Here is a 22,671-nt window from a genome sequence, read left to right on the forward strand (position 1 = left end):
GTAAGCGGGACAGGCGCCATTCCTAGCCCGCCATCCGCCCCGATCTCAACCATGTCCGACACGACGTCTCCTGCGCCCGCCCCCGCGCCTGCATTCGACCGCGACCGCCTGCTGGCCTGGATGGCCGACAACGGCGTGGATCAGGTCACCCACGACCATCCGGCGGTGTTCCGCGTCGAGGAGGGGCTGGACCTCAAGGCCGGCCTGCCGGGCGTTCACACCAAGAACCTGTTCCTGAAGGACAAGAAGGGGCGGCTGTGGCTGATCTCGGCCGCCCAGGACACGGTCATCGACCTGAAGCGGGTCAATGCCGCCATCGGGGCTCCCGCGGGGTCCGGGCGGCTGTCCTTCGGCAATGAGGGGCTGATGTATGAGACCCTGGGCGTGCGACCCGGTTCGGTGACGGCGCTGGCGCTGATCAACGACCTCGACCGGCGGGTGACCTTCGTTCTGGACCGCAAGCTGCACGAGGCGGCCATCGTCAACTTCCACCCCCTGATCAATACGGCGACCACGGCCCTGGATCAGGCGGCGTTCCGGCGGGTGATGAGCCTGTTGGGTCGCGACCCGGTGGTGGTGGATTTCGAGAATCTCTGACGAAAAAGGGGCGCATCCGGCGGATGCGCCCCTTGTCCTTGCGGAGGGAGGAAGCGGTTAGCCCGCGACCTTGGCCGAAACGCGCCTGATCCATCCGTAGAGAACGAAGGCCAGGACGGCGAAGGCGACGACGCCCGCCAGCATGGCCGGCCAGGCCGAACCCTCGGGGATCAGGCCGAAGGGCGATTCCTTGCCCGTGCCGACGATGACCCCGGCCAGCAGGACCCCGAACAGGCTCTCGCCCACGATCAGGCCCGAGGCCAGCAGCACGCCCATGCGGCGGCCGACGTCGGCGTATTTCGTGCCGGCGATGGCCTTGTCATAGAACCAGCCCACGACGGCGCCGACCACCAGCATGGTGGTGACGGCGGCGGGCAGGTAGAAGCCGATGCCGACGGCCAGCGGCGGCAGCTTGATCTTGCCCCTGGTCGCCTTCTCGAGGACCGCGTCCAGGGCGATGATGATCGCGCCGATCACCGCGCCGACGCCGATCAGGTCCCAACGCAGCTCGCCCGAGATGACGCCCTTGGCGAGGGCCGAGATCAGCGTCGCCTGCGGGGCGGCCAGCGGGGCGTCGGCGATGCCCTTGGGTCCGCCCTCGAAGCCGAAGGCGCCGTTCAGCTGGCTCAGGATGAAGGGGATGACCAGGGCGCCGGCCACGACGCCGACGATCAACGCGACCTGCTGACGCCAGGGGGTGGCCTCGACCAGCTGGCCGGTCTTGAGGTCCTGCAGGTTGTCGTTGGCGATGACGGCGACGGCGAAGACGACCGCCGTGACCATCAGCGCGAAGGCGACGAAGGACGGATCGGCGGGCACGCCCGCGATGGCCATGACCACCAGCATCAGCAGGGAGGCGACGACGATGGCGATGATGCCGACGCCCGAGACCGGGCTGTTCGACGAGCCGATGAGGCCGGCCATGTATCCGCAGATCGCGGCGACGGCGAAGCCGATGACGATCACATAGACCAGGCCGCCGATGACCAGGATCGGGGCGCTGGCGGCCAGCGGGGTCCCTTGGGTGAACAGGGCCAGGACCGAGGCGATGCCGACGAGGGCAATGATCGACAGGCCGCCGACGATGCCGATCGGAATGTCCTGTTCGGTGCGGTCCAGCACCTCGCCCTCGGCGCGGCGACGCTGGGCGGCCAGCGCCGAGGTCAGGCCCCCGACCAGAGGTCCCATCAGCTTGATCAGGGTCCAGATGGCGGCGACGCCGATGACGCCGGCGCCCATGAAGCGGACCTCATTGCGCCAGACCTTGGAAGCCAGTTCCTCGGGCGGGGCCGAGGCCAGGGTGGCGGCCAGCGAATGGATGCCGAAATGCGAGCCGAGGAAGGCCACGAAGTCGGGCGAGGTCAGCAGGGGCACGGCGATGCACCAGGCCAGCAGCAGGCCGAACAGCTGGGCCAGACCCACGGTCAGGCCGATCAGGTGACCGGCGCCCAGCAGGGCGAACTGCATGCCGAAGCCGACGCCCGTGGCGCCGCCGCCGAGGAAGGCGGGCAGCTTGAGGAATTTGGCCGTCTCGCCGGCGAAGGCGCGGGCCGCGATCAGGAAGGCGAAGGCGGCCGAGACGATCGAGCCGACGATGACGACGCCGAGCCCGGCCTTGTTCTCGCGCACGGCCTCCTCGCTTTGATCGACGCCGGGCGAGCCGACCGTCAGCACCTCTGCGGCGGCGACGCCTTCGGGGTAGGGCAGGTTGGCGTTGACCACCAGCGCCCGACGCAGCGGGATGGAGAAGGTGACGCCCAGCACGCCGCCGAGGACGCAGATGGCCACCGATTCCCAGAACGGAAAGTCCATCCACCAGCCGACCATGACCAGACCGGGCAGGACGAAGATTATGGAGCTCATGGCCCCGCCGACCGAGGCCACGGTCTGGACGGTCATGTTTTCCCAGATGGTCGAGCCCTTGAAGGCCCGCAGGATCGCCATGGAGATGACCGCCGCCGGGATGGCCGAGGCGAAGGTCAGGCCCACCTTCAGGCCCAGATAGGTGTTGGCGGCGGTGAAGATCACCGCCAGCACACAGCCCAGGATCAGGGCGCGGATGGTAAGTTCAACGCGCTTGAGGCGCGGTACTGCCGGGGTGTCGGTCATAAGGTCCCTCTTTGAGGGCGGAGGTAAGCCGGAAACGCCTCCGCTGGCAACGGCAGGCGCCGCATGACGCCGGATCGCTTGACGAAAGGGTCTGTGCGGCGAACTGTCCCGCATCAGCTTCGGGAAAGATCGCCATGCGCCGCATCATCGTCACCAGCCTCATCGCCCTTGTTTGCGCGGCGGGCGCGGCCGGAGCCCAGACCACAGCCTCGCCTTCGGCGGCCGAGACCGTCGCGGCGCGCAAGGCGGCCTTCAACCTGTCGGCCGTGGCCTTCAGCACCATGAACGCGGCCGCCGCCTCGCCCACGTCGGACCCGCGCCAGCTGTCGTTCAGCGCCCAGGCGCTCGCGCGCTGGGCCCACGCCCTGCCGGGCCTCTTCCCCGCCGGGACCAGCGCCACGGACATGCCGGGCGAGACGACGGCCTCCCCGGCCATCTGGGCCAATCGCGCGGACTTCGAGGCCAAGGCCGCCGCCTATGCCGCCGCCGCCGATCGCTTGAGCGAACTGACCGAGGACCCCGAAGCCTTCAAGGCCCAGCTGGCGGTGGTCAGCGACACCTGCAAGTCGTGCCACCAGCCGTACCGGGTCCGTCCGGGCCACTAACGGGGGTCACTGAGGGATCAGGCGGTCGCGAAGGCCCCGGCCCGGTCCCTCTGCGCCGCCGCATAGGGGCAGGCGACCATGACCCGATGCAGGACCGCCAGCACCAGTCCGGTGATCGCCCAGGACAGCAGGATGTCCGACAGATAGTGGCCGCCGAACGCCAGACGGTTCATCGACAGGGCCACCGCATAGGCGACCAGCGGGACCGCCGCCTTCGCCCGCCAGGCGCGTGGCAGCAGGATCAGCCCCGCGACCATCCAGGCCGCCGAGGCCGCCTCTCCGGACACGAAGGAGCAGTTGTGGGCGCAGGCCTGCGACACGGTCCAGGCCGGGGTGAAGCCGCCGTCGCCGCCGAACAGGTCGGTCTGGATCGGCCGGGCCCGGCCCCAGCTTCCCTTGAGCCAGGTGTTGACCACCAGACCGGGGCCGAGCAGCAGGCCGATCAGCAGGAAGCCGCAGCGACGTGCGCACATCGTCCGCCGCTCGCTGTCGCGGAACAGGCGCATCCCGACCCCGGTCAGGGCGGCCAGCAGGATCAGGGCCATGACGTATGTCGAGCTCTTGCGCAGCGCCCTCAGCACCGGCTCCTGCGACAGGAAGAAGCCGTCGCCGGTGCGGTAGAAGAGATCGCTGACCGCGAGGTCCACGCCCGGGAACAGGATGAAATAGGCCGACAGGCTGACGACGGCGATCAGGGCCAGGGTCGTCGGCTCGGACCAGCGGATGCGCACCCCGATGGCCAGCCTCAGCCGTTCGATCTCGTCGCGCGCGGCGCGGCGCATCGACGTGAACGACGGTGTCTTCCACGCTGCGGAGAAGGGCGCGCGCGCCCGCGTGTACTCGGCGTCCATCGTTCCCCCCGGATCGATATCCCCAACTCAAAGGACGATCGCAGTCTGGCGAGAATCGGCGTCGGCAAGGTCACGGCGGCGTGGCGGTTCCGCAGCGGTTTTCCGACGGTGATGTGAGGGTCGATCCGGTCGCGGATCGGTTCCGTCATACTTCGTCCGGTCGCTTGCGCGGCCCTTCTCTCCGGGGTCCCGACGGGTTAGGACGGGCCATGCCTGAACTTCCCGAGGTCGAGACGGTCCGACGCGGCCTGGAGCCCGTTCTGGTCGGCGCCCGCCTGACCCGGGTGCGTCAGAACCGCCCCGATCTGCGCTTTCCCTTCCCCGACCGCTTCGTCGAGCGGCTGGAGGGGGCGACCGTCACCGCCATCGACCGGCGCGCCAAATATCTGCTGGCCCGGCTGTCGACCGGCGAGACCTGGGTCACCCATCTGGGCATGACCGGCCGCTTCACCCTGGACGGGACCCAGATCGGCGAGTTCGAGGAGCCGGCCCCCATCGCGGGCAAGCACGAACATATGAGCTTCTGCGCGGTGCGCGACGGGCTCGCGACCCGTGTGGGCTTCGCCGACGCCCGCCGCTTCGGCTTCATGGGGCTGATCCCCACCGACGAGGCCGAGGCCCATCCCTGGTTCGCCTCCATGGGGCCCGAGCCGCTCGGCAACGGCTTCTCCGCCGCCCATTTGGCCGAGGTCTTCGCGGGCAAGACCCAGAACATCAAGGTGTCCCTGCTGGACCAGAGAAACGTCGCCGGTCTGGGCAATATCTATGTCTGCGAGGCCCTCTACCGCGCCCGGATCTCGCCCCTGATCGCGGCGGGCAAGGTCTCGCGGCCTCGGCTGGAGACGCTCGCGAGCGTGATCCGCGACGTCCTCAATGACGCCATCGCAGCGGGCGGCTCCACGCTGAAGGACTTCGCCAACGCCGAGGGCGGGCAGGGCTATTTCCAGCACCGCTTCGACGTCTACGGCCGCGAGGGTCAGCCCTGTCTGGGCGAAGGCTGCACGGGCGTCGTCAAACGCATCGTCCAGGCGGGACGGTCGACCTTCTATTGCCCGAGTTGCCAGAAGAAGTGAGGGTCGTTCCATGACTCAACACCGCATCATCCTCTTCCGCGGCATGAACACCGGCGGCGTGCGCGCGCCGGTGGGCGAGCAGCGGGCGATGGCGGAAGAGATGGGGCTGAAGAACCCGCGCACCCTTCAGGCCAGCGGCAATCTGGTCGTCGAGACCGGCATGGCGACGGCGGCGCTGGAAGACGCGATCGAAGCCGAAATGGCCCGCCGCTTCGACCTGAAGATCGCCGCCATGGCCCGCACGCCGGAGCAGTGGTCAAAGCTGATCGCCGCCAACCCCTTCCCCAAGGAGGCCGAGGCCCATCCCGCCAAAGTCGTGGCCATGGTCATGAAGGATGGGATCAAGCCGGGGGCTCTGGACGCCGTCCAGGCCCTGTGCCGCGACGGCGAGGACGTCCAGGCGGTCGACGGGGTTCTGTATTTCTGGTTCCCGAACGGTCAGGGGAGTTCGGAGATCTTCAAGAAGGCCACGCCCGGGATGCTGGGCATGGGCACCGGCCGGAACTGGAACACGGTCCTCAAACTGGGCGAGATGGCGGGGCTTTGACCGCGCCTCCCGGCGGGACGATCCGGATCGCCGCCGCCCAGACCCCGGAGTTCGTCGGCGACCGCGACGGCGCCCTGGTCTGGATGATCGGGACGGTCGAGGCCGCGGCGGCGCAGGGCGTGGCCCTGCTGTGCCTGCCCGAGGGCTTCCTGCAGGGCTATCTGACGACGGAGGCCGAGGCGCGGCGTCATGCGCTCGACCTGTCGTCGCCGGCCTTCCGGGCGGTGCTGGATCGTCTGCCGAAGGACGGACCGATGGTGGTTTTCGGCCTGATCGAGCGGGACGGCGAGCGGCTGTTCAACACAGCGGCGGTGGTGAAGCGGGGCGTCCTCGTCAGCCGCTATCGCAAGCGGTATCTGCTCAAGGGCGAGGCCTGTTTCGATCCCGGCGATGCTGCCGGGGTCTTCACGGTCGGCGGCCTGACCTTCGGGATCAACATCTGCCACGACACCACCGTCCCTGCCGCAGCCCGTGAGGTCGCCGACCTCGGAGCCGCCCTGATCGTCTGTCCGGCCAACAATATGATGCGGCGCGAGGCCGCCGAGCTCTGGAAGGATCGGCACAACGCCATCCGGGGCGAGCGCTGCCGCGAGACCGGCCTGTGGATGCTGTCCGCGGATGTGACCGGCGAGCGGGACGGACGGCTGGCGCTCGGGCCGACCTCGGTGATCGACCCGGCGGGAGCGGTTGTGGCGCAACTGCCGCTGGGCGTTCCCGGCCTGCTGGTGTTCGATTTGCCACTTCGAGCCATGTCCGAAAAATCGGACGTTATGTAAAAAATACTAGACTCAATGTCTGCTTCATGAGACATCGCTCCCGTTGCCGCATTGCGCGGTCGAGGAGGCTTCATGTCGTTTCGTGAAAAGCATCTGTGGGTCAGCATCGTTTCCAGCGTGGCGGTCTGGGGCTGGTATTTCTGGTTCGTGGCCAGTCGCCTGACGGCGGGCTGGCGGACGGACGATCATTTCACCGCGACGCTCAGCATGGCCTTCCTCGGCTGTCTGATCCTGGTGGTTCTGATCGAGGCGGCCCTGACCTTCATCGCCACGGCGATCACGCCCAAGGCCGAGCGCAGGATGAAGGACGAGCGCGAGATCCACGCCGCGCTCAAGGCCAGCCACATCGCCCTCATGGCCCTGATCGGCCTGATCTTCTGCGTCTCGGCCGCCGCCTGGCTGGCCGGGGTGGTGGACGACAATATGGTGGGTGGCCGCGCGGTCTTTTCGGTCAACGGCAATCTGATGGTCGCCCTGGCCAATGTCCTTCTGGCCTGTCTGGTCCTGACCGAGCTTGTGAGGGCCGGGGTCACCCTGATGCTGCTGCGGGGGCTGCGCTGATGACCGTTTCGGAGAAGAAGGCCTGGATCAGCCTGATCGTCAGCGCGGCGATCTGGAGCGGTTACGCCGGGCTGGTCGGTTGGCATGTGATGGCCGGAGACGACCTCGGCCGCTGGCCTGTGGCCCTGTTCGTCGAGGCGGTGATCCTGAGCCTCGCGGTCCAGTTCGGATTGTCCCTGTGGGCGCGGTGGCGCGCCCTGCCGTGGGAGACGGGGCTGGTCGATGAGCGTGAGCGGTTGATCGAGGGGCGGGCCGCGACGTTGGGCTACGGCGCCCTGATCGCCGTGGTCGTGGGCGTGGCCCTGGCCTGCGCCCTCGTCATCGGCGTCGGCCTGCCGGTGGGCGACTATCGGCTGGTTCCCGGCGGAGCCCTGAACCCGACGGTGGTCATGGCCGGCGGCCTGTTGCTGGCGATCGTTCTGGCCGAGATGCTGAAGTCGGCGACCGTGCTGGTCCTGCATCGGCGCGCCCTCTGATGGCCTCTCCGCCTCCCATCAAAAATCGCATCCGCGAGCTGCGTTTCCATGCGGGCGAGATGACCCAGGCGGCGCTGGCCGAGCGGATCGGCATGACCCGCCAGACCATCGTCGCCATCGAACAGGGCAAATACTCCCCCAGCCTCGAGGCCGCCTTCCGCATCGCCCAGGTCTTCGGCGTCCCGATCACCGAGGTGTTCGAGTGGGAGGGATGATCGTCATGATCCCTCTCCCAGAGGGAGAGGGAGGGGCCCGTCGCGTAGCGATGGGAGGGTGAGGGGTTCTGCCGTGGGCCGGTGAGGGCATAACCCCTCACCCTTTCGCGCAAGGACGCCGGCCAAAGCCGCCGTGCGCTCAAGCCCTCTCCCTCTGGGAGAGGGATCAAATTTTCGACCTCACACTCGGTTTCCCATCCCACCTGGATTTGCGGCCCGTTTTCGTCATTCGGTTCGGCGCCGTTCCGCGTGGGGTTAAACTCCGGGTCGAGGAGGGAACCGCCCCGGCCCAGCAGGGCTGAAACTTCGCATAACCTGGCAGGGTTCTGACGGGCCGAAATTCCAACCCTTTGAATTCACACGCGGCCGTCAGGGCGTTTGGCACGGTTTGGCACGGTTTGGCGCCCGTTTTCGCGGTGTCCGGCCAAGCCCGGTCCGGCGATTTCGCAAGCGGATCCGACAACGACGCGCCTTTGCTCTCGCCGCGCCCCTGTCTAAGACACCTCGACCCATTTTCGGAGCCTCCGATGTCCGACGCTTACGACAACATCCTGATCGAACGCCACGCCGACGGCTATGCGGTGGTGACCCTGAACCGGCCCGAGGCTTTGAACGCCCTGAATTCGGCCCTGTTCAAGGATCTGGCCGACTTCCTCGACGCGGTCGAGCGCGACGACAGCGTGCGCTGCCTGATCCTGACCGGCTCGGGCGAGAAGGCCTTCGCCGCCGGCGCCGACATCAAGGAGATGGCGGACCAGACCTATGCCCAGATGTACACGGGCAACTATTTCGCCCTCGGCCACGACCGCATTACCCGGTTCCGCAAGCCGATCATCGCGGCGGTCAACGGCTTCGCCCTGGGCGGCGGCTGCGAACTGGCCATGCTGTGCGACTTCATCATCGCCTCGGACAAGGCGAAGTTCGGCCAGCCAGAGATCAACCTCGGCGTCGCGCCGGGCATCGGCGGCTCGCAGCGGCTGACGCGTCTGGTCGGCAAGTCCAAGGCCATGGATATGGTTCTGACCGCCCGGATGATGGACGCCGCCGAAGCCGAACGGGCCGGACTGGCCTCGCGCGTCTTCCCCCATGCAGAACTGATGGACGAGGTCCGCAAGATCGCGGCCCGGATCGCGGCCCAGAGCCCGCTGGCCGTCATGGCCAACAAGGAGATGGTCAACGCCGCCCTCGAGACGACGCTGACACAGGGGGTGCAGTTCGAGCGCCGCCTGTTCCACTCCCTGTTCGCCTTCGATGATCAGAAGGAGGGGATGGCCGCCTTCGTCGAGAAGCGGAAGCCGGAGTTCAAGGGCGCGTAAGGGGCCTCAGGTCCCCGGACGCGCCGGCATCGATCCGGCGCGGCAGCGCGAGGCGTCGCCGCGATCGCAGGCCGCCACGGTGGCGCGCCAGTCGGCCATGGCCTTCTGGTAGCGGTCTTCCTGCTCGGCGTTGTACTCGGCGCGGGACTGGGCGTTGATTTGAGTATCGATGGCCTGGCGTTCGATCTCGGCCTGACGGTCGGCGACGGCTTCCTTGTACTCGCTCTGGGACCGGGCATAGGCGGCCTGATTGGCCCGGTCGGTCTGGTCCGCCAGCTCGTCGCGGGCGGCGACTTCCGAGTTCAGCCGGGCGGTGATCGAGAGCTCGGCCGGGTTCTGTTCTGAATCCGGGGCCGGAGCGTTGGTCTCGCCCTTCAGCTCCAGGGCCGCGTCGGTCGAGGCGGCGGCCGAGGTCCGGGCCTGGGAGGCCGGAGTGGGGGCGGGCGCGCCCAGAAGGGTTGCGACGTTGTCGGCGGGCGCCGGGGTGGTGCTTTGCTGGGCGAAGGCGGGGCTTGCGAGCAAGGCGGCTATAGCGAGGGCGGCGGGCGAGATGGGTTTCATATCCTTGGTTCCTTCAGAACAGCCCCGGGCCTCGAAACGCGCCAGACCGGGAAAGGGCTCCAGACTCGTCCGGGGCCTTGTTGCGGAAGGGTGCGGACTCGCGTTGACCCCCGCCGCGGGTTCGGCTATAGCCGCGCCTCTTCAGATTTCCGCGCCGTGGACACTGTGCTCCGCGGCGTTTTCCGTCTCATAGGTTTACCGATGGCCAACAACGCCGGCGCCCGTAAGGCGATCCGCAAGATCGCCGCCCGCACCGAAGTCAACAAGGCGCGCCGCACGCGCGTCCGCACCTTCCTGCGCAAGTTCCAGGAAGCCGTCGCCGCGGGCGACGCCGGCGCCGCCAAGGACGCCTTCATCACCGCCCAGTCCGAGCTGATGCGCGCCGTCACCAAGGGCGTGGTTCACAAGAACACCGGCTCGCGCAAGGTCAGCCGTCTGGCTGCCCAGCTGAAGAAGATGTCGGCCGCCTGATTAAGGGTTCGACGCCCGTTAAACGGGTGGTCTAACTTTAGGCCGACACTCTACGGCGAAGCTTGCGGCAAGGATGGATACGGAGCGGATTTTTCCGAACCGTCATTGTAAAATCCTGTAAAATCAACGGCGAGGCAGCTTTCGTTGCCTCGCCGTTTGCACGTCTGTCGCTAAGTGTTCACAGGAGAATTGATGCTCGCCTGTGGGGTGAAATCCGCATTTCCCCAAGCCGGGTTTGGATTTAGCGGAGTCAAACAATTTAAGTACGAATCGACGTTCGAATCAGCGTTGACCCTCCCGCCGCCGAGCGTAAGTTTTGGGTTCTAGCGCACTTCCATCCCCACACGGATGAAGACGGCGGGAACGAGGTTCCAGTCGGCGAGAGACGTCAAACCGAGAGGCCGTACCCGGCCCGTTGAAGCGCACGCTTCGCGGGGCAGGATCCTGCGTCCCTGAATTTGCCGGCCTCCAGTGTGGGATGCGGTGCGTGACCGGCGTCAGAAGGACGTCGGCTTCTGATGACTTTTTTATGGCGGGTGGCTTTACGATGGGGGGCTTGGCAGTGACGAGCATGACGGACCCGGATCGGATCTGGACGGAGGCGGCGGGCCGTCTGCGCGCGGAAATCGGCGAAGGTCCCTTCAGCTCGTATATCGCGCCGTCGGCCGTGCGCATGGACGGCGCCGGCCAGCTGATCCTCGTCACCCCCACCGCCTATGCGCGCGACTGGGTGCGCAAGAACGCCTTGCGCCGCATGAACGAGCTGTGGCTGGGCCTGGACGGCCTGTCTCGCCGCCTGGAGGTCCGTTGCCGCGCCGAGGTGGGCTCGCCCGCCCCCGCCGTCGCCGCCGTTCAGGCTGCCGCTGACACCGCTGTCGTTCCCATGCCCACCGTGGCCCCCGTCGCCGACGGCGCCCGCGCCGTGCGAGCCGCCGGCCTGCAGGAGCGCCTGACATTCGACAGCTTCGTGGAAGGGCAGGGCAACGCCTTCGCCCTGGCCATCGCCAAACAGGTGGCCAGCTGGGCCGACGGTCACTTCAACCCGGTCTTCTTCTGCGGCCCCTACGGCTACGGCAAGACCCACCTGCTCAACGCCATCGCCTGGGAGGCCCAGCGCCTCAAGCCCGAGGCCAAGGTGGTCTATCTGACCGCCGAACGCTTCCTGTCGACCTTCGTGCGCGCCATGCAGGACCGGTCGACGGCGGCCTTCAAGGAGAGCCTGCGCTCGGCCGACATGCTGCTGCTGGACGACGTCCAGTTCGTCGGCGGCAAGGCCTCGACCCAGGAAGAACTGCTCTCGACCCTCACCGCCCTGATCGAGGACGGCAAGCGCATCGTCCTGTCGGCCGACCGCGCCCCGACCGCCCTCAGCGAAGTCGAGCCGCGCCTGCGCAGCCACCTGGCCGCCGGCCTGACCTGCCCGGTCGAGCCCGCCGACCGCGCCCTGAAGATGGCCGTCGCCCGCAACCGCCTGGCCGCCTTCGCCAGGATGGGCGTGGTCCAGGGCGAGGCCTCCAGCGAGGTTCTGGAACAGCTGGTCGACCGCACCCCGGGTTCGGTCCGCGAGCTGGAAGGCGCCGTCAACACCCTGGCCGCCGCCGCTGGAATGCGCCTGTCGAGCCTGGGCGTCGACGAGGCCGCCGGCCTGCTGGGTTCGGCTCTTCGCGGCGGACCCGAGCGCCGCATCACCGTCGACGAGATCCAGAAGACCGTCGCCGAACATTTCAACATGAAGCAGGCCGATCTGCTCAGCGAACGCCGGACCCGCGCCATCGCCCGTCCGCGCCAGATCGCCATGTATCTGTGCAAGCAGCACACGACCCGTTCCTATCCGGACATCGGCCGTCGCTTCGGCGGACGCGATCACACCACGGTCCTGCACGGCGTGCGCAAGATCGAGGAGCTGTTGCCCGCCGATGACCAGATCGCCCGGGATGTTGAGGCTCTGACGCGGAAGCTGCGCGGCTGACGCGAGGATGTCTCCTCCCCATCGCGCAGCGAAGGGGAGGTGGCGCGGCGCGCCTTCGGCGCCGTGACGGAGGGGTTCCTCACCCCGAATACAGCGTCCGTTTCAAACGCCCCTCCACCACTTCGTGGTCCCCCTCCCCATCTTCGATGGGGAGGAGACGTTTGACCCCGTTGCCCCGCCGCGCCAATCCGCTAGTGTCACGGGCCAATCTGTAAGGCGACGCCGCGATTCCGCGTCGCGACCGGGCGATAAGACGATATGCAGCTGACCATCGAACGATCCGCGCTTCTCAAGGCCCTCGGGCATGTGCAGAGCGTGGTCGAGCGCCGCAACACCATTCCGATCCTGTCCAACGTCCTGCTCAGCGCCGGGCGCGACAGCCTGTCGTTCGCCGCGACCGATCTGGATATGGAGATGATCGACCGCGCCGACGCCGTGGTTCAGGTCGAGGGCCAGATCACCGCCCCGGCCCACACCCTGTTCGAGATCGTGCGCAAGCTGCCCGACGGCGCCGAGGTCTCCCTGACCTACAACGGCGACGATCCGCGTCTGACGGTCTCGGCCGGCCGTTCGCGCTTCAACCTGCCGGTCCTGCCGGCGGGCGACTTCCCCGTCATGTCGACCGACGCCTCGGGCGCCCGGTTCAGCCTGATGAAGGAGGATCTGGCCCGTCTGATCGACAAGACCCGGTTCGCCGTCTCGACGGAGGAGACGCGCTACTATCTGAACGGCCTCTACCTGCACACGGTGGCCGACAACGGCATTCCGCTGCTGCGCGCCGTGGCCACCGACGGCCACCGTCTGGCCCTGGCCGAAACCCCGGCCCCCGAGGGCGCCGCGGGCGGTCCGGGCGTGATCGTGCCGAGGAAGACCGTCGATCAGGTCCGTCGCCTGCTGGACGACGGAGCCGGTCCGGTCGAGGTTCAGGTCTCGCCCCAGAAGATCCGTTTCGAGTTCGGCCAGGCTTCCCTGACCTCCAAGGTCATCGACGGCGCCTTCCCCGACTATATGCGCGTCATCCCCAAGGGGAACGACAAGCAGGCCGACATCGACAACGCCATGTTCTCCAAGGCCGTCGACCGCGTGGCCACCATCTCGGCCGAGAAGAGCCGGTCGGTGAAGCTGGCGTTCGAGCTGGACCGCGTCACCCTGACGGTGCGCAACATGGAGGCCGGTCAGGGCGTCGAGGAGGTCGAGATCGGCTATTCCGAAGAGCCCTTCGAGATCGGCTTCAACGCCCGCTATCTGCTGGACGTCGCCGGCCAGATCACCGGCGAGAACGCCACCTTCATGTTCGCCGATCCGGCCAGCCCGACCCTGGTCCTCGATCCGGGCGATCCGGGCGTCCAGTACGTGCTGATGCCGCTGCGTGTCTGACGACGAAGGCGTCGCGCTTCTGGTCATCCGCACGGCGCGTTGGCGGACCCTTGCGAGCGTGGCGACATCCGTGATCGGCGTCGTCGTGATCTTCGGCGTCCTTGGCTGGGTCGCCAGCATTGTCGGTTTTCAGAGAAGCCTGACCATGATGGCGGCTGATCCGTTCAGCGCTGTCGTCACGGGTTTCATATCGCTGCTGGCTCTCGCGCTCGTAGGGCATTCCGTCTATCGGCATTTTCGCAGCGATACCCTGACGCTGAGCGACAAGGGTTTCCGGATTCGGATGCCGGAGCGGGCGCGGTTTGTCCGTTGGTCCGACGTGAAGCGGTTCCGCGTCGAACGCCCGAAGGACGGTATGTATTCCGTGGTCGGGTGGGACGACCATGATGACGCTCTCGGCGGCAACCCGGTCTGGCAGAACCCCAATCTGGAAGACGTTCGGAAGACGACATTGGACGCCGAAATCGGATGCGACTGGGAGGGAGGAGCCGAGGCCGTCTGCGTCACGCTGGAGCAATGGCGCGAGCGTTACGGCGGCTCATGACGCGGGACCTGACCCGGCGAGGGGACGCCCCGTGATCACCGCCCTCACCCTGACCGACTTCCGCTCCTATGCGAGCGCGACCTTGCCCGTGGGGGCGGGGCCGGTGGTGCTGCATGGGCCGAACGGGGCGGGCAAGACCAATCTGCTGGAGGCGCTGAGCCTGTTCACGCCCGGGCGCGGTCTGCGCGGGGCGACGGCGGTGGAGATGGGGCGGCGCGAGCCGGGCGAGGCCGGCGGCCGGGCCTGGGCCGTGGCCCTGACCCTCGATGCGGGCGACGGCGATGAGATCAGGCTGGGCACCGGGGTCCAGTCGGCGGGGGCGGCTCGGCGCATCGTGCGGATCGACGGGGAGACGGCGCCGCCGGGGCGGCTGCTCGACTATCTGCGTCCCGTCTGGGCGACGCCCGAACAGGACCGGCTGTTCTCCGACGCCCGGGCCGAGCGGCTGAAATTCTTCGACCGGCTGGTCTTCGCCGCCGACCCCGCCCATGCGGCGACCGTCTCGGCCTATGAGAAGGCCCTGCGCGAGCGACTGCGGCTGCTGACCGACGGGGCGGAAGGACGCGAAGCCGATCCGCTGTGGCTCGATGCGCTGGAGTTGCGGCTGGCCGAGAGCGGGGCGCGGGCGGCGATGGCCCGTGCGAGCGCCCTGGAGGCCCTTCAGGCCGGCATCGACGCCCGCGGCGACCGTCCCTTCCCCCAGGCCGATCTGGGCCTCTCCGGCGAAGCCGAGGGGCTGGCCGTGAGCGGCGCCGACGAATCCGCCATCGCCGCCGTGATCCGCGAGGGCATGGTCCGCTCGCGCGGCCGCGACGCCGCCGCCGGGCGGTCGTTGTACGGCCCGCATCGCTCCGACCTTACCGCCCTGCACCGCGAGAAGAACCGCCCCGCCGCCGAGGGGTCGTCGGGCGAGCAGAAGGCGCTGGTCCTGAACCTGATCCTCGCCCAGATCGTGCGGCTCAAATCGGAGGGGGGAGCGTCTCCCGTCCTGTTACTGGATGAAGCCCCCGCCCACCTCGACGCGAACCGCCGGGCCGCCCTGTTCGACGAGATCGTCGCCCTCGAACTGCAGGCCTTCATGACCGGCACCGAGGCCGCCCTGTTCGAGGATCTGAAGGGCCGCGCGCGGTTCGTCCGGGTCGAGGGCGGCGCCCTTTTGGCCGAGGGCTGAACCCTCCGCTTTCCCTCGCTTTTCGTGGGGGTTTTCCTATATAAACGACAGATCGAATCCGCCTGAATCGGCGGGTCTCTGAAAGCTCTTTCCTGCGGGCCGGATGGCCGTTCGCCATCCCTGAAGCCGCCCGCGTCTCCGGACGATTGAATGACCGACCAGAACGAAAACGCCCGTAACGAAGATACGGCCGCAGAAGCCGCCTACGGCGCGGAATCCATCAAGGTTCTCAAGGGGCTGGACGCCGTCCGCAAACGGCCCGGCATGTATATCGGCGACACCGACGACGGCTCCGGCCTGCACCACATGGTCTATGAGGTCGTCGACAACGCCATCGACGAGGCCCTGGCCGGCCACGCCGATCTGGTCGAGGTCATCCTGAACGCCGACGGCTCGGTCACCGTCACCGACAACGGCCGCGGCATCCCGGTCGACATCCACGCCGAGGAAGGCGTCTCGGCGGCCGAGGTCATCATGACCCAGCTGCACGCCGGCGGTAAGTTCGACCAGAACTCCTACAAGGTCTCCGGCGGTCTGCACGGCGTCGGCGTCTCGGTCGTGAACGCCCTGTCGGACTGGCTGAAGCTGGTCATCTTCCGCAACGGCAAACGCCACGAGATGAAGTTCGAGCGCGGCGACACGGTCGAGAGCCTGAAGGTCACCGGCGACGCCCCGCTGCGCGAGGACGGCCCAAAGGCGGGGCAAGTCCTGTCGGGCACCCAGGTCACCTTCTATCCGTCGGTGACGACGTTCAGCCACATCGACTTCGACCTGAAGACGCTGGAGCACCGGCTGCGCGAACTGGCCTTCCTGAACTCGGGCGTGGTCATCAAGCTGCAGGATCATCGCGGCGCCGAGCCGATCGACATCCTGCTGCACTACGAGGGCGGCGTCGAAGCCTTCGTGCGCCACCTCGACAAGTCCAAGACCCCGCTGATGAAGGACGTGATCGTCATCAAGGGCAAGAAGGACAATATCGAGATCGACATGGCCCTGTGGTGGAATGACTCCTACCACGAGACGATGTTGTGCTTCACCAACAACATCCCCCAGCGCGACGGCGGCACCCACCTGTCGGCCTTCCGCACCAGCCTGACGCGGGTCATGGGCGCCTATATGGAAAGCTCGGGCGCGCTCAAGAAGGAGAAGGTCGCGCCGTCGGGCGAGGACGCCCGCGAGGGCCTGACCTGCGTTCTGTCGGTGAAGGTGCCGGATCCGAAATTCTCGTCGCAAACCAAGGACAAGCTGGTCTCGTCCGAGGTGCGCCCGGCCGTCGAGGGCCTGTGCACCGAGGGCCTGTCGCAATGGTTCGAGGAGCACCCGGTCGAGGCCAAGGCCATCGTCTCCAAGATCATCGAGGCGGCGTCGGCTCGTGAGGCGGCGCGCAAGGCCCGTGACCTGACCCGGCGCAAGTCGGCGCTGGATATCTCCAGCCTGCCCGGCAAGCTGGCCGACTGCCAGGAACGCGATCCGGCCAAGTCCGAACTGTTCATCGTCGAGGGCGATTCCGCCGGCGGCTCGGCCAAACAGGCCCGCAACCGCGAGAACCAGGCCGTCCTGCCCCTGCGCGGCAAGATCCTGAACGTCGAGCGCGCCCGCTTCGACCGGATGCTGTCTTCGGAGCTGATCGGCACGCTGATCCTGGCGCTGGGCACCGGCATCGGCCGCGACGACTTCGACGCCGACAAGTTGCGCTATCACAAGATCATCCTGATGGCCGACGCCGACGTCGACGGCGCCCACATCCGCACCCTGCTGCTGACCTTCTTCTATCGTCAGATGCCGGAGCTGATCGAGCGCGGGCACGTCTATATCGCCCAGCCGCCGCTCTATAAGGTCTCCAAGGGCAAGCAGTCGCGCTACCTGAAGGACCAGGCCGACATGGACGCCTACCTCATCGAGGAAGGCTGTTCGGAGGCCGAGCTGGATCTGGCCGGCGGCGAACGCCGCACCGGTCAGGACCTGCAGTCGCTGGTGCGTGAAGCCAAGGCCTTCAAGGCCCTGGTCGACCGCCTGTCGCAGCGCGCCCCGGCCTTCGCGGTCGAGCAATCGGCCCTGGCCGGCCTGTTCGCGGAAGACCATGGCGATCCGGCCGCCGCCGCCAGCCGTCTGAACCTCTATGCCGAAGAAGGCGACGGCGACTGGTCGGGCGAGCCGGGCGTGCAGGGCGCCGTGGTGTTCAACCGCATCCGCCGCGCGGTCTCCGAGACGATCGTGTTGGAAGAGGCCCTGCTGCGCTCGCTGGACGCCCGCCGTCTGGCCGAACGGGCCCATGCCTTCGACGGCGTGTTCGACAAGCCGGCCGTCTATCGCCGCAAGGACAAGTCCACGACCATCCGCGGGCCCATCGACCTGCTGAACGCCGTGCTCGACGCGGGCAAGAAGGGTCTGGCCATCCAGCGCTACAAGGGTCTGGGTGAGATGAACCCGGAACAGCTGTGGGAGACCACGCTGGACGCCAACGCCCGCACCCTGCTGAAGGTCTCGGTCGAGCACCAGGAAGACGCCGACGACCTGTTCGCCAAGCTGATGGGCGATGTGGTCGAACCGCGCCGCGAATTCATCCAGGCCAACGCCCTGGACGCGGCGGTCGACGTCTGATCCGTTTGAAGGACGATCCGCAGGCGGCGCCGGCGGATCGTCTTTTCAGTCGGTTCTAGTGCCGTCCGGCGTCGACGAAGGCCTTGATCGACGGCCAGGTCTTGGAGGCGCGATCGCCGTCACAGACGATCTGGGCCAGGTAGCCGTCACGGCTTTCCGCCGTGAAGGGGCCCCAGTCCTCGCCGGTGTCGTAGCGGTCGGTCTGGGCGCCGTCGGCGCCGTATTCGGTCGTGACCACGGTGCGCGACTGCTTGGCGGCGCAACGCATCTCGACGTCATCGACGGCGTAGCTGAGGTCGCCCGCCGGACTGTCCAGCGGCACGCGCGCGACCTTCACGCGGGTCACGTCGCCGGTCGTGGCGAAGGCGTTGGCGTCGGTCATGTAGATCTTGACCGCGCTGCGCGAGAACGGGTTCCAGTCCTCCGCCGCGGCGTTCAACGTTTCGACCTGGGCGGCCGGAGCCGCGGTCTGGGCCAAGGCGCCGCCGGCGGCCGTCAGCACCGCCGTCACCGCCGCGATTTTCAGAATCGTCTTCATCTGGTGTTTCCCCATCTTCCCCCTGATGGGCCGGACTATCCTCCCGGTACGGGAGAGTTGGCAAGCGGTCCGAACGGCAATGCCACGGCGGGGTGAACGACTTCGGCCATGTTCGCGCGTTAGGTCAGGATATGGCTCGACTTCTTCTACTTCTCCTTGTTTTTCTGGCCGGACCGGCGCTGGCCCAGAGCCCCGTCACCGCCGATTTCCAGTCCGACCGGATCGTAGTCGAGACGCGGGGGCAGGGGCCGGATGTGATCCTGATCCCCGGCCTGGCCTCCACCGGCGAGGTCTGGCGGCGCACCGCGGACCGGCTGGACGACCGCTATCGGGTGCATATCATCTCCCTGCGCGGCTTCGGCCAGATCCCGGCCGGGGCCAACGCCCAGGGCGCGGTCATCGGCCCGGTGGCCACTGAAATCCGCCGCTATATCGCCGTCGAACGCCTGAACCGTCCGGCCGTGATCGGCCATTCGATGGGCGGGCTGATCGCCCTGCGCATGGCGGCCGACGCCCCCGGTCAGATCGGCCGGGTCATGGTGGTGGATGCGGCGCCCTTCTTTCCGTCCCTGATCAGCGCCGGCGCCACGGTCGGGGATGTCGAACCCCTGGCCCGGATCGCCTATCAGGCCCTGATGTTCCTCGGCGACGAGGCCCTGAGGCAGCAGGCGGGGGCGCTCGGCGGCCAGCTGGGCGGGGCGTCGGACAGTCTGTTCAACTCCATGGGCTGGCAGGGCGGCGACCGGGCGATGCTGGCCCAGAGCCTGTATGAGGTCATGACCACCGACCTGCGCCACCGCCTGCCGGACATCACCGCGCCGGTGACGGTCGTCTACGGCTGGAGCCCCGACGACGCCTCGCCGCGCGCCCACGTCGACGGCCTGTTCCGCGCCGGCTACGCCAACCTGCGGACCCCCGCGACCTTCGAGCGGATCGAGGGCGCCGAGCATATGGTCATGCTGGACCGGCCGACGGCCTTCTATGCGGCCCTGGACCGGTTTCTGAACTAGCTGCTGGACGGCTGTCACGCTTGTCGGGCAGTCTCGCCCCGGTTGCGTCGAAGAGAGCCGGGGGGCGAAGTCATGAAGATCGGTCTGAGGGGGCTTGCGCCCGTCTGTCTCGCGCTTGGCCTGGTTCTGCAGGCGGGGTGCGCAGCCCTGGTCACTCCGGCGGACCCGAACAGACCTCTGCGCATGGCCCTGACTGATCCGGTCGACGATCTGACCCGCCGCGCCGATCGCGGTGAGGGCGAGGCCCAGTACGCCCTGTCCTTCCTGAAGAAATACGGCCTGCGCGGCATGGAGGTCGATCGCGAGGGGGTGGATGTCCTGCGCGCCGGGGCCGCGCGCGGCGGGACGATGCCGATCACCCAGTACATTCCCGGGATCAACGGCGCGCCGGGCCGCGTCAACATGATCTATGTCACCATGCCCGGCATCAGCCCGCAGCGTGCGCGGGTGATGGATGTCTGCGGCCTGAGCCTGCTGACCGGTCTGGCCCAGTATGGCGCCGTCGCCTGTGGCTCGCCCGAGGCCTATGCCGCCCTGCTTCCGGTCGTGGCGGATATCGTTCCCCGGGATGGTCTGATCCCCAGCCCCTTCGACGAAGACCAGCCGATCGACCCGGTCACGGTCGTCCGGTGCGAGGCCGTCGGCCCGCTGTGGAATGACGCCGCCCGCCGTTTCGGCGCCGGGGACATGGACGGGGCAGTGGCGGCGTCGGACCGGATCATCGCCCTGTGCGGCGACGACAAGCTGTCGTGGCATCCCCGGATCATGCGCGCCTTGATCGCGAACACCCGGGGCAAGCCGGATGAGGCGCTGGCGTTGATTGCCCCGGTGCCTCGGCCGGCCCCGGCGCCGATCGGAGGCTATGTGAGCTTCGTCGCCCAGCAGGCCCTGTTGGCCAAGGGGGACTGGGCTGGATACGGGGCGGAGCGCGACCGGCTGATGCAGGCCTCGGAAATGGCCCTGCGCGCGGAGCCCTGGACCCGGGCCGTGGGCGAGCCGGTGGAAGGCGCGGGAAGCAGGTTCCAGATCTTCGACAGGCCTCTTGCGATGGGCGACAGTCTCAGGGCCGTCCGGGTCGCCTTGCTGGTTTCGGCAGGGGAGCGGAATATGGCCCGGGCCTTCTATCTGACCACGTCGGCTGATCTGACGGACCCGACGAAGTCCCAGTATTTCCTTGATGAATACCGCTGTGACGGACGGTCGACGTTGAAGTATTTCGGCGCCCTGCCGACGCCGCCCGGCGTGGAGGAGATGCGGGACCTGATCGCCCAGCGGCTGTCGGGCGCCCTGACAGAGACGTCGGGCAGCAGCTTCCTTCGCGGACCCAATGCCTGCCAGTTCCCGGTCCAGGTCGCGCCGGGGCTGGGCGACGACATGGCGGCCTTCAACGCCTCGGTCGGCGAGGGCTGATCAGGCGGCGGCCCTGAGCGCCTCCAGCAGTCCCTTGCCGTAGCGGTCCAGTTTCGACTGGCCGACGCCGGAGACGGCGCCGAGGGCGTCGAGCGAGCCCGGCTCGACGATGGCGATCTCCAGCAGGGTCTTGTCCTGGAAGATGACATAGGGCGGCACGTGCTGTTCGGCGGCGCGGTCGCGGCGCCAGCTGCGCAGGACCTCGAAGCGGGCGCGAACGTCGGCGTCCAGGGCCTCAACGGCGGCGTTCCTGTCGTTGCGGGCGCGGCGGGGCTCGGACCGGCCCGTAAGGGGGGCGGCAGGGGCGCGGCGCACCTCGATGGCGCGCTCGCCGCGATAGACGGCGCGGACGGCCTCGGGATCGCCGAGCCCGACAAGAGGTTTGCCGTCATTGGGGTCTTCGAGCAGCAGGCCCTCGAACAGCAGGTGGTCGACGATGTCGCGCCAGCCGTTCTGCGACACGTCCTGACCGATGCCCCAGGTGGAGAGGTCGCTCTCCCATGGCTGGACGTCTTTCGTCTTGCCCAGCAGGTGGTCGATGACGCGGTTGCGGCCGAACCGTCCGCCGAGGCGCTGGACGGCGGCGAGCGCCTTCTGGGCCTGGACGGTGGCGTCATAGAGGGCGGGCGGGTCGCTGCAGATGTCGCAGACGCCGCAGACGCCGGCGTCGGTCTCGCCGAAGTAGCGGCGTACGGCCTGGGGGCGGCAGATCGCGCCGTCCAGCATGGCGAACAGGCGACGCGCCTTGCCGACCTGAACCGCCTTGACCTCTTCCGGCATAGGACGGCTGTCGAGGCGGCGCAGGTTCCAGGCGATGTCCGACGGGCCGTACAGGGTGATGCCCTCGGCCGGTTCGCCGTCGCGCCCGGCGCGGCCGATCTCCTGCCAGTAGGCCTCCAGCGAGCCGGGCGGATCGGCGTGGATCACGAAGCGGACGTCGGCCTTGTCGACCCCCATGCCGAAGGCGATGGTCGCGACCATGACGGCGCCCTCCTCAGCGAGGAAGCGGGCCAGGCGGCGGTCGCGATCGTCCGTGCCCATGCCGGCGTGATAGGCGATGGCGTTGGTTCCGGCGTCCCTCAGGGCCTGGGCGACGCGGTCGCAACCGTCGCGTGAGCCGCAGTAGACGACGCCCGACTTGCCGCGTCGCTGACGCACCAGATCGATGACGGCGGCGTCGGTGCGGGCGCGCGACGCATTCTCCTTGCGCATGGCCGAGAGCTGCAGGTTCGGGCGGGCGAAGCTGTCGACGAAGACCTCCGCCCCTTCGAGGCGCAGGGAGCGGACGATGTCCTCGCGCGTGCGGGCGTCGGCGGTGGCGGTGACGGCGATGCGAGGGACGCCGGGGAAGAGCTCGGCCAGTTTGCCCAGAGTGCGATAGTCGGGGCGGAAGTCGTGACCCCATTGCGAGACGCAGTGGGCCTCGTCGATGGCGATCAGGCTGAGCGGCAGCTCGTGCAGGCGGTCGATCAGATGCGGCTGGGCCAGACCTTCGGGCGAGACGTAGAGCAGGTCCAGTTCGCCCGCGCGGGCGGCGCGCCAGATGGCCGAGCGGTCGTCCATGGAGACGCCGGAATCGAGGCGGGCGGCCGCGACGCCCTGCTGTTTCAGCGCCTCGACCTGATCGGTCATCAGGGCGATCAGGGGGGAGACGACGAGGCCGAGGCCGGGGCGCAGGATGGCCGGGATCTGGTAGCAGACCGACTTGCCGCCGCCGGTCGGGAGGACGGCGAGAACGTCGCGCCCGGCCAGGGCCTCGGCGACGACGTCGGCCTGAAGTCCGCGGAAGTCGGGGTGGCCCCAGACGCGATGCAGCAGCTCGCGCGCGTCGTCCATACCCGCGGACGCGGGGGAGGCGAAGGTGGCGGATTCGGCGGGCATCGGGCGCTTGTG

At 68.3% G+C, this 22,671-nt stretch carries 22 protein-coding genes; 17 read left to right on the forward strand and 5 right to left on the reverse strand.

All coding sequences use genetic code 11. The features are described 5' to 3' along the window. Nucleotides 1-51 precede the first annotated feature (51 nt). Nucleotides 52-597 carry a prolyl-tRNA synthetase associated domain-containing protein gene (locus ACW172_RS10395; protein WP_492031459.1) on the forward strand — a complete coding sequence of 182 codons (546 nt, stop codon included), beginning with the start codon at nucleotides 52-54 and terminating at the stop codon, nucleotides 595-597. A gap of 57 nt (nucleotides 598-654) precedes the next feature. Here the strand turns inward: ACW172_RS10395 and ACW172_RS10400 are convergent, their stop codons facing one another. Next, a complete protein-coding gene (locus ACW172_RS10400) occupies nucleotides 655-2,706 on the reverse strand; it encodes an OPT family oligopeptide transporter (protein ID WP_492031460.1) in 2,052 nt (683 codons plus the stop codon). A gap of 134 nt (nucleotides 2,707-2,840) precedes the next feature. Here ACW172_RS10400 and ACW172_RS10405 point away from each other — a divergent pair, with 134 nt between their 5' ends. Continuing rightward, entirely contained in the window at nucleotides 2,841-3,311 is a 471-nt protein-coding gene (locus tag ACW172_RS10405; RefSeq protein WP_492031461.1) for a cytochrome c, read from the forward strand. 17 nt (nucleotides 3,312-3,328) lie between these two features. Here ACW172_RS10405 and ACW172_RS10410 read toward each other — a convergent pair whose 3' ends face one another. Then, nucleotides 3,329-4,162 carry a phosphatase PAP2 family protein gene (locus ACW172_RS10410; RefSeq protein ID WP_492031462.1) on the reverse strand — a complete coding sequence of 278 codons (834 nt, stop codon included), beginning with the start codon at nucleotides 4,160-4,162 and terminating at the stop codon, nucleotides 3,329-3,331. A gap of 209 nt (nucleotides 4,163-4,371) precedes the next feature. On the opposite strand from ACW172_RS10410, the gene mutM reads away from it, so the two are divergent. From mutM to ACW172_RS10445, 7 genes are all read left to right on the forward strand, one after another. Further along, nucleotides 4,372-5,235, forward strand: a complete 864-nt coding sequence (gene mutM, locus ACW172_RS10415) for a bifunctional DNA-formamidopyrimidine glycosylase/DNA-(apurinic or apyrimidinic site) lyase (protein WP_492031463.1) — start codon at nucleotides 4,372-4,374, stop codon at nucleotides 5,233-5,235. A gap of 10 nt (nucleotides 5,236-5,245) precedes the next feature. Beyond that, nucleotides 5,246-5,782 carry a DUF1697 domain-containing protein gene (locus ACW172_RS10420; RefSeq protein ID WP_492031464.1) on the forward strand — a complete coding sequence of 179 codons (537 nt, stop codon included), beginning with the start codon at nucleotides 5,246-5,248 and terminating at the stop codon, nucleotides 5,780-5,782. Then, the gene (locus ACW172_RS10425) at nucleotides 5,779-6,558 is read left to right on the forward strand and encodes a carbon-nitrogen hydrolase family protein (RefSeq protein ID WP_492031465.1); all 780 of its coding nucleotides are present in this window, start codon (nucleotides 5,779-5,781) and stop codon (nucleotides 6,556-6,558) included. The genes ACW172_RS10420 and ACW172_RS10425 overlap by 4 nt, the downstream gene beginning before the upstream one ends. A gap of 72 nt (nucleotides 6,559-6,630) precedes the next feature. Continuing rightward, nucleotides 6,631-7,119: a hypothetical protein gene (locus ACW172_RS10430; RefSeq protein WP_492031466.1), complete on the forward strand. Its 489-nt coding sequence runs from the start codon at nucleotides 6,631-6,633 to the stop codon at nucleotides 7,117-7,119. Further along, on the forward strand, nucleotides 7,119-7,595 hold the full coding sequence (locus tag ACW172_RS10435; RefSeq protein ID WP_492031467.1) for a hypothetical protein: 477 nt from the start codon (nucleotides 7,119-7,121) through the stop codon (nucleotides 7,593-7,595). Before ACW172_RS10430 ends, ACW172_RS10435 begins: the two co-directional genes overlap by 1 nt. Beyond that, on the forward strand, nucleotides 7,595-7,810 hold the full coding sequence (locus tag ACW172_RS10440; RefSeq protein ID WP_492031468.1) for a helix-turn-helix transcriptional regulator: 216 nt from the start codon (nucleotides 7,595-7,597) through the stop codon (nucleotides 7,808-7,810). The genes ACW172_RS10435 and ACW172_RS10440 overlap by 1 nt, the downstream gene beginning before the upstream one ends. A gap of 527 nt (nucleotides 7,811-8,337) precedes the next feature. After that, a complete protein-coding gene (locus ACW172_RS10445) occupies nucleotides 8,338-9,126 on the forward strand; it encodes an enoyl-CoA hydratase-related protein (RefSeq protein WP_492031469.1) in 789 nt (262 codons plus the stop codon). Nucleotides 9,127-9,132: 6 nt separating this feature from the next. Here ACW172_RS10445 and ACW172_RS10450 read toward each other — a convergent pair whose 3' ends face one another. Continuing rightward, nucleotides 9,133-9,687 (reverse strand): cell wall hydrolase, encoded by a 555-nt coding sequence (locus ACW172_RS10450; RefSeq protein WP_492031470.1) that lies wholly within the window; start codon nucleotides 9,685-9,687, stop codon nucleotides 9,133-9,135. A gap of 201 nt (nucleotides 9,688-9,888) precedes the next feature. On the opposite strand from ACW172_RS10450, the gene rpsT reads away from it, so the two are divergent. The 6 genes from rpsT (at nucleotide 9,889) to gyrB (ending at nucleotide 17,820) form a co-directional block, all read left to right on the forward strand. Beyond that, entirely contained in the window at nucleotides 9,889-10,158 is a 270-nt protein-coding gene (rpsT, locus tag ACW172_RS10455; protein ID WP_492031471.1) for a 30S ribosomal protein S20, read from the forward strand. 571 nt (nucleotides 10,159-10,729) lie between these two features. Continuing rightward, a complete protein-coding gene (gene dnaA, locus ACW172_RS10460; protein WP_492031472.1) occupies nucleotides 10,730-12,127 on the forward strand; it encodes a chromosomal replication initiator protein DnaA in 1,398 nt (465 codons plus the stop codon). Nucleotides 12,128-12,385: 258 nt separating this feature from the next. Beyond that, a complete protein-coding gene (gene dnaN, locus ACW172_RS10465) occupies nucleotides 12,386-13,504 on the forward strand; it encodes a DNA polymerase III subunit beta (protein ID WP_492031473.1) in 1,119 nt (372 codons plus the stop codon). Continuing rightward, a complete protein-coding gene (locus ACW172_RS10470) occupies nucleotides 13,497-14,048 on the forward strand; it encodes a hypothetical protein (protein WP_492031474.1) in 552 nt (183 codons plus the stop codon). Before dnaN ends, ACW172_RS10470 begins: the two co-directional genes overlap by 8 nt. Before the next feature lie 31 nt (nucleotides 14,049-14,079). Further along, on the forward strand, nucleotides 14,080-15,219 hold the full coding sequence (recF, locus tag ACW172_RS10475; protein WP_492031475.1) for a DNA replication/repair protein RecF: 1,140 nt from the start codon (nucleotides 14,080-14,082) through the stop codon (nucleotides 15,217-15,219). A gap of 150 nt (nucleotides 15,220-15,369) precedes the next feature. Next, a complete protein-coding gene (gene gyrB, locus ACW172_RS10480) occupies nucleotides 15,370-17,820 on the forward strand; it encodes a DNA topoisomerase (ATP-hydrolyzing) subunit B (RefSeq protein WP_492031476.1) in 2,451 nt (816 codons plus the stop codon). A gap of 55 nt (nucleotides 17,821-17,875) precedes the next feature. Here the strand turns inward: gyrB and ACW172_RS10485 are convergent, their stop codons facing one another. After that, a complete protein-coding gene (locus ACW172_RS10485) occupies nucleotides 17,876-18,358 on the reverse strand; it encodes a hypothetical protein (protein WP_492031477.1) in 483 nt (160 codons plus the stop codon). Between the two features lie 131 nt (nucleotides 18,359-18,489). Here ACW172_RS10485 and ACW172_RS10490 point away from each other — a divergent pair, with 131 nt between their 5' ends. Together ACW172_RS10490 and ACW172_RS10495 are read left to right on the forward strand one after the other, a co-directional pair. Continuing rightward, nucleotides 18,490-19,368, forward strand: coding sequence for an alpha/beta fold hydrolase (locus tag ACW172_RS10490; RefSeq protein ID WP_492031478.1), 879 nt, complete (start codon nucleotides 18,490-18,492; stop codon nucleotides 19,366-19,368). A 183-nt stretch (nucleotides 19,369-19,551) separates the two neighbouring features. Further along, nucleotides 19,552-20,778 carry a hypothetical protein gene (locus tag ACW172_RS10495; RefSeq protein ID WP_492031479.1) on the forward strand — a complete coding sequence of 409 codons (1,227 nt, stop codon included), beginning with the start codon at nucleotides 19,552-19,554 and terminating at the stop codon, nucleotides 20,776-20,778. Here the strand turns inward: ACW172_RS10495 and recQ are convergent, their stop codons facing one another. Further along, entirely contained in the window at nucleotides 20,779-22,659 is a 1,881-nt protein-coding gene (gene recQ, locus ACW172_RS10500; RefSeq protein WP_492031480.1) for a DNA helicase RecQ, read from the reverse strand. Nucleotides 22,660-22,671 lie beyond the last annotated feature (12 nt).

Source organism: Brevundimonas sp. ALps5 (assembly GCF_058681645.1).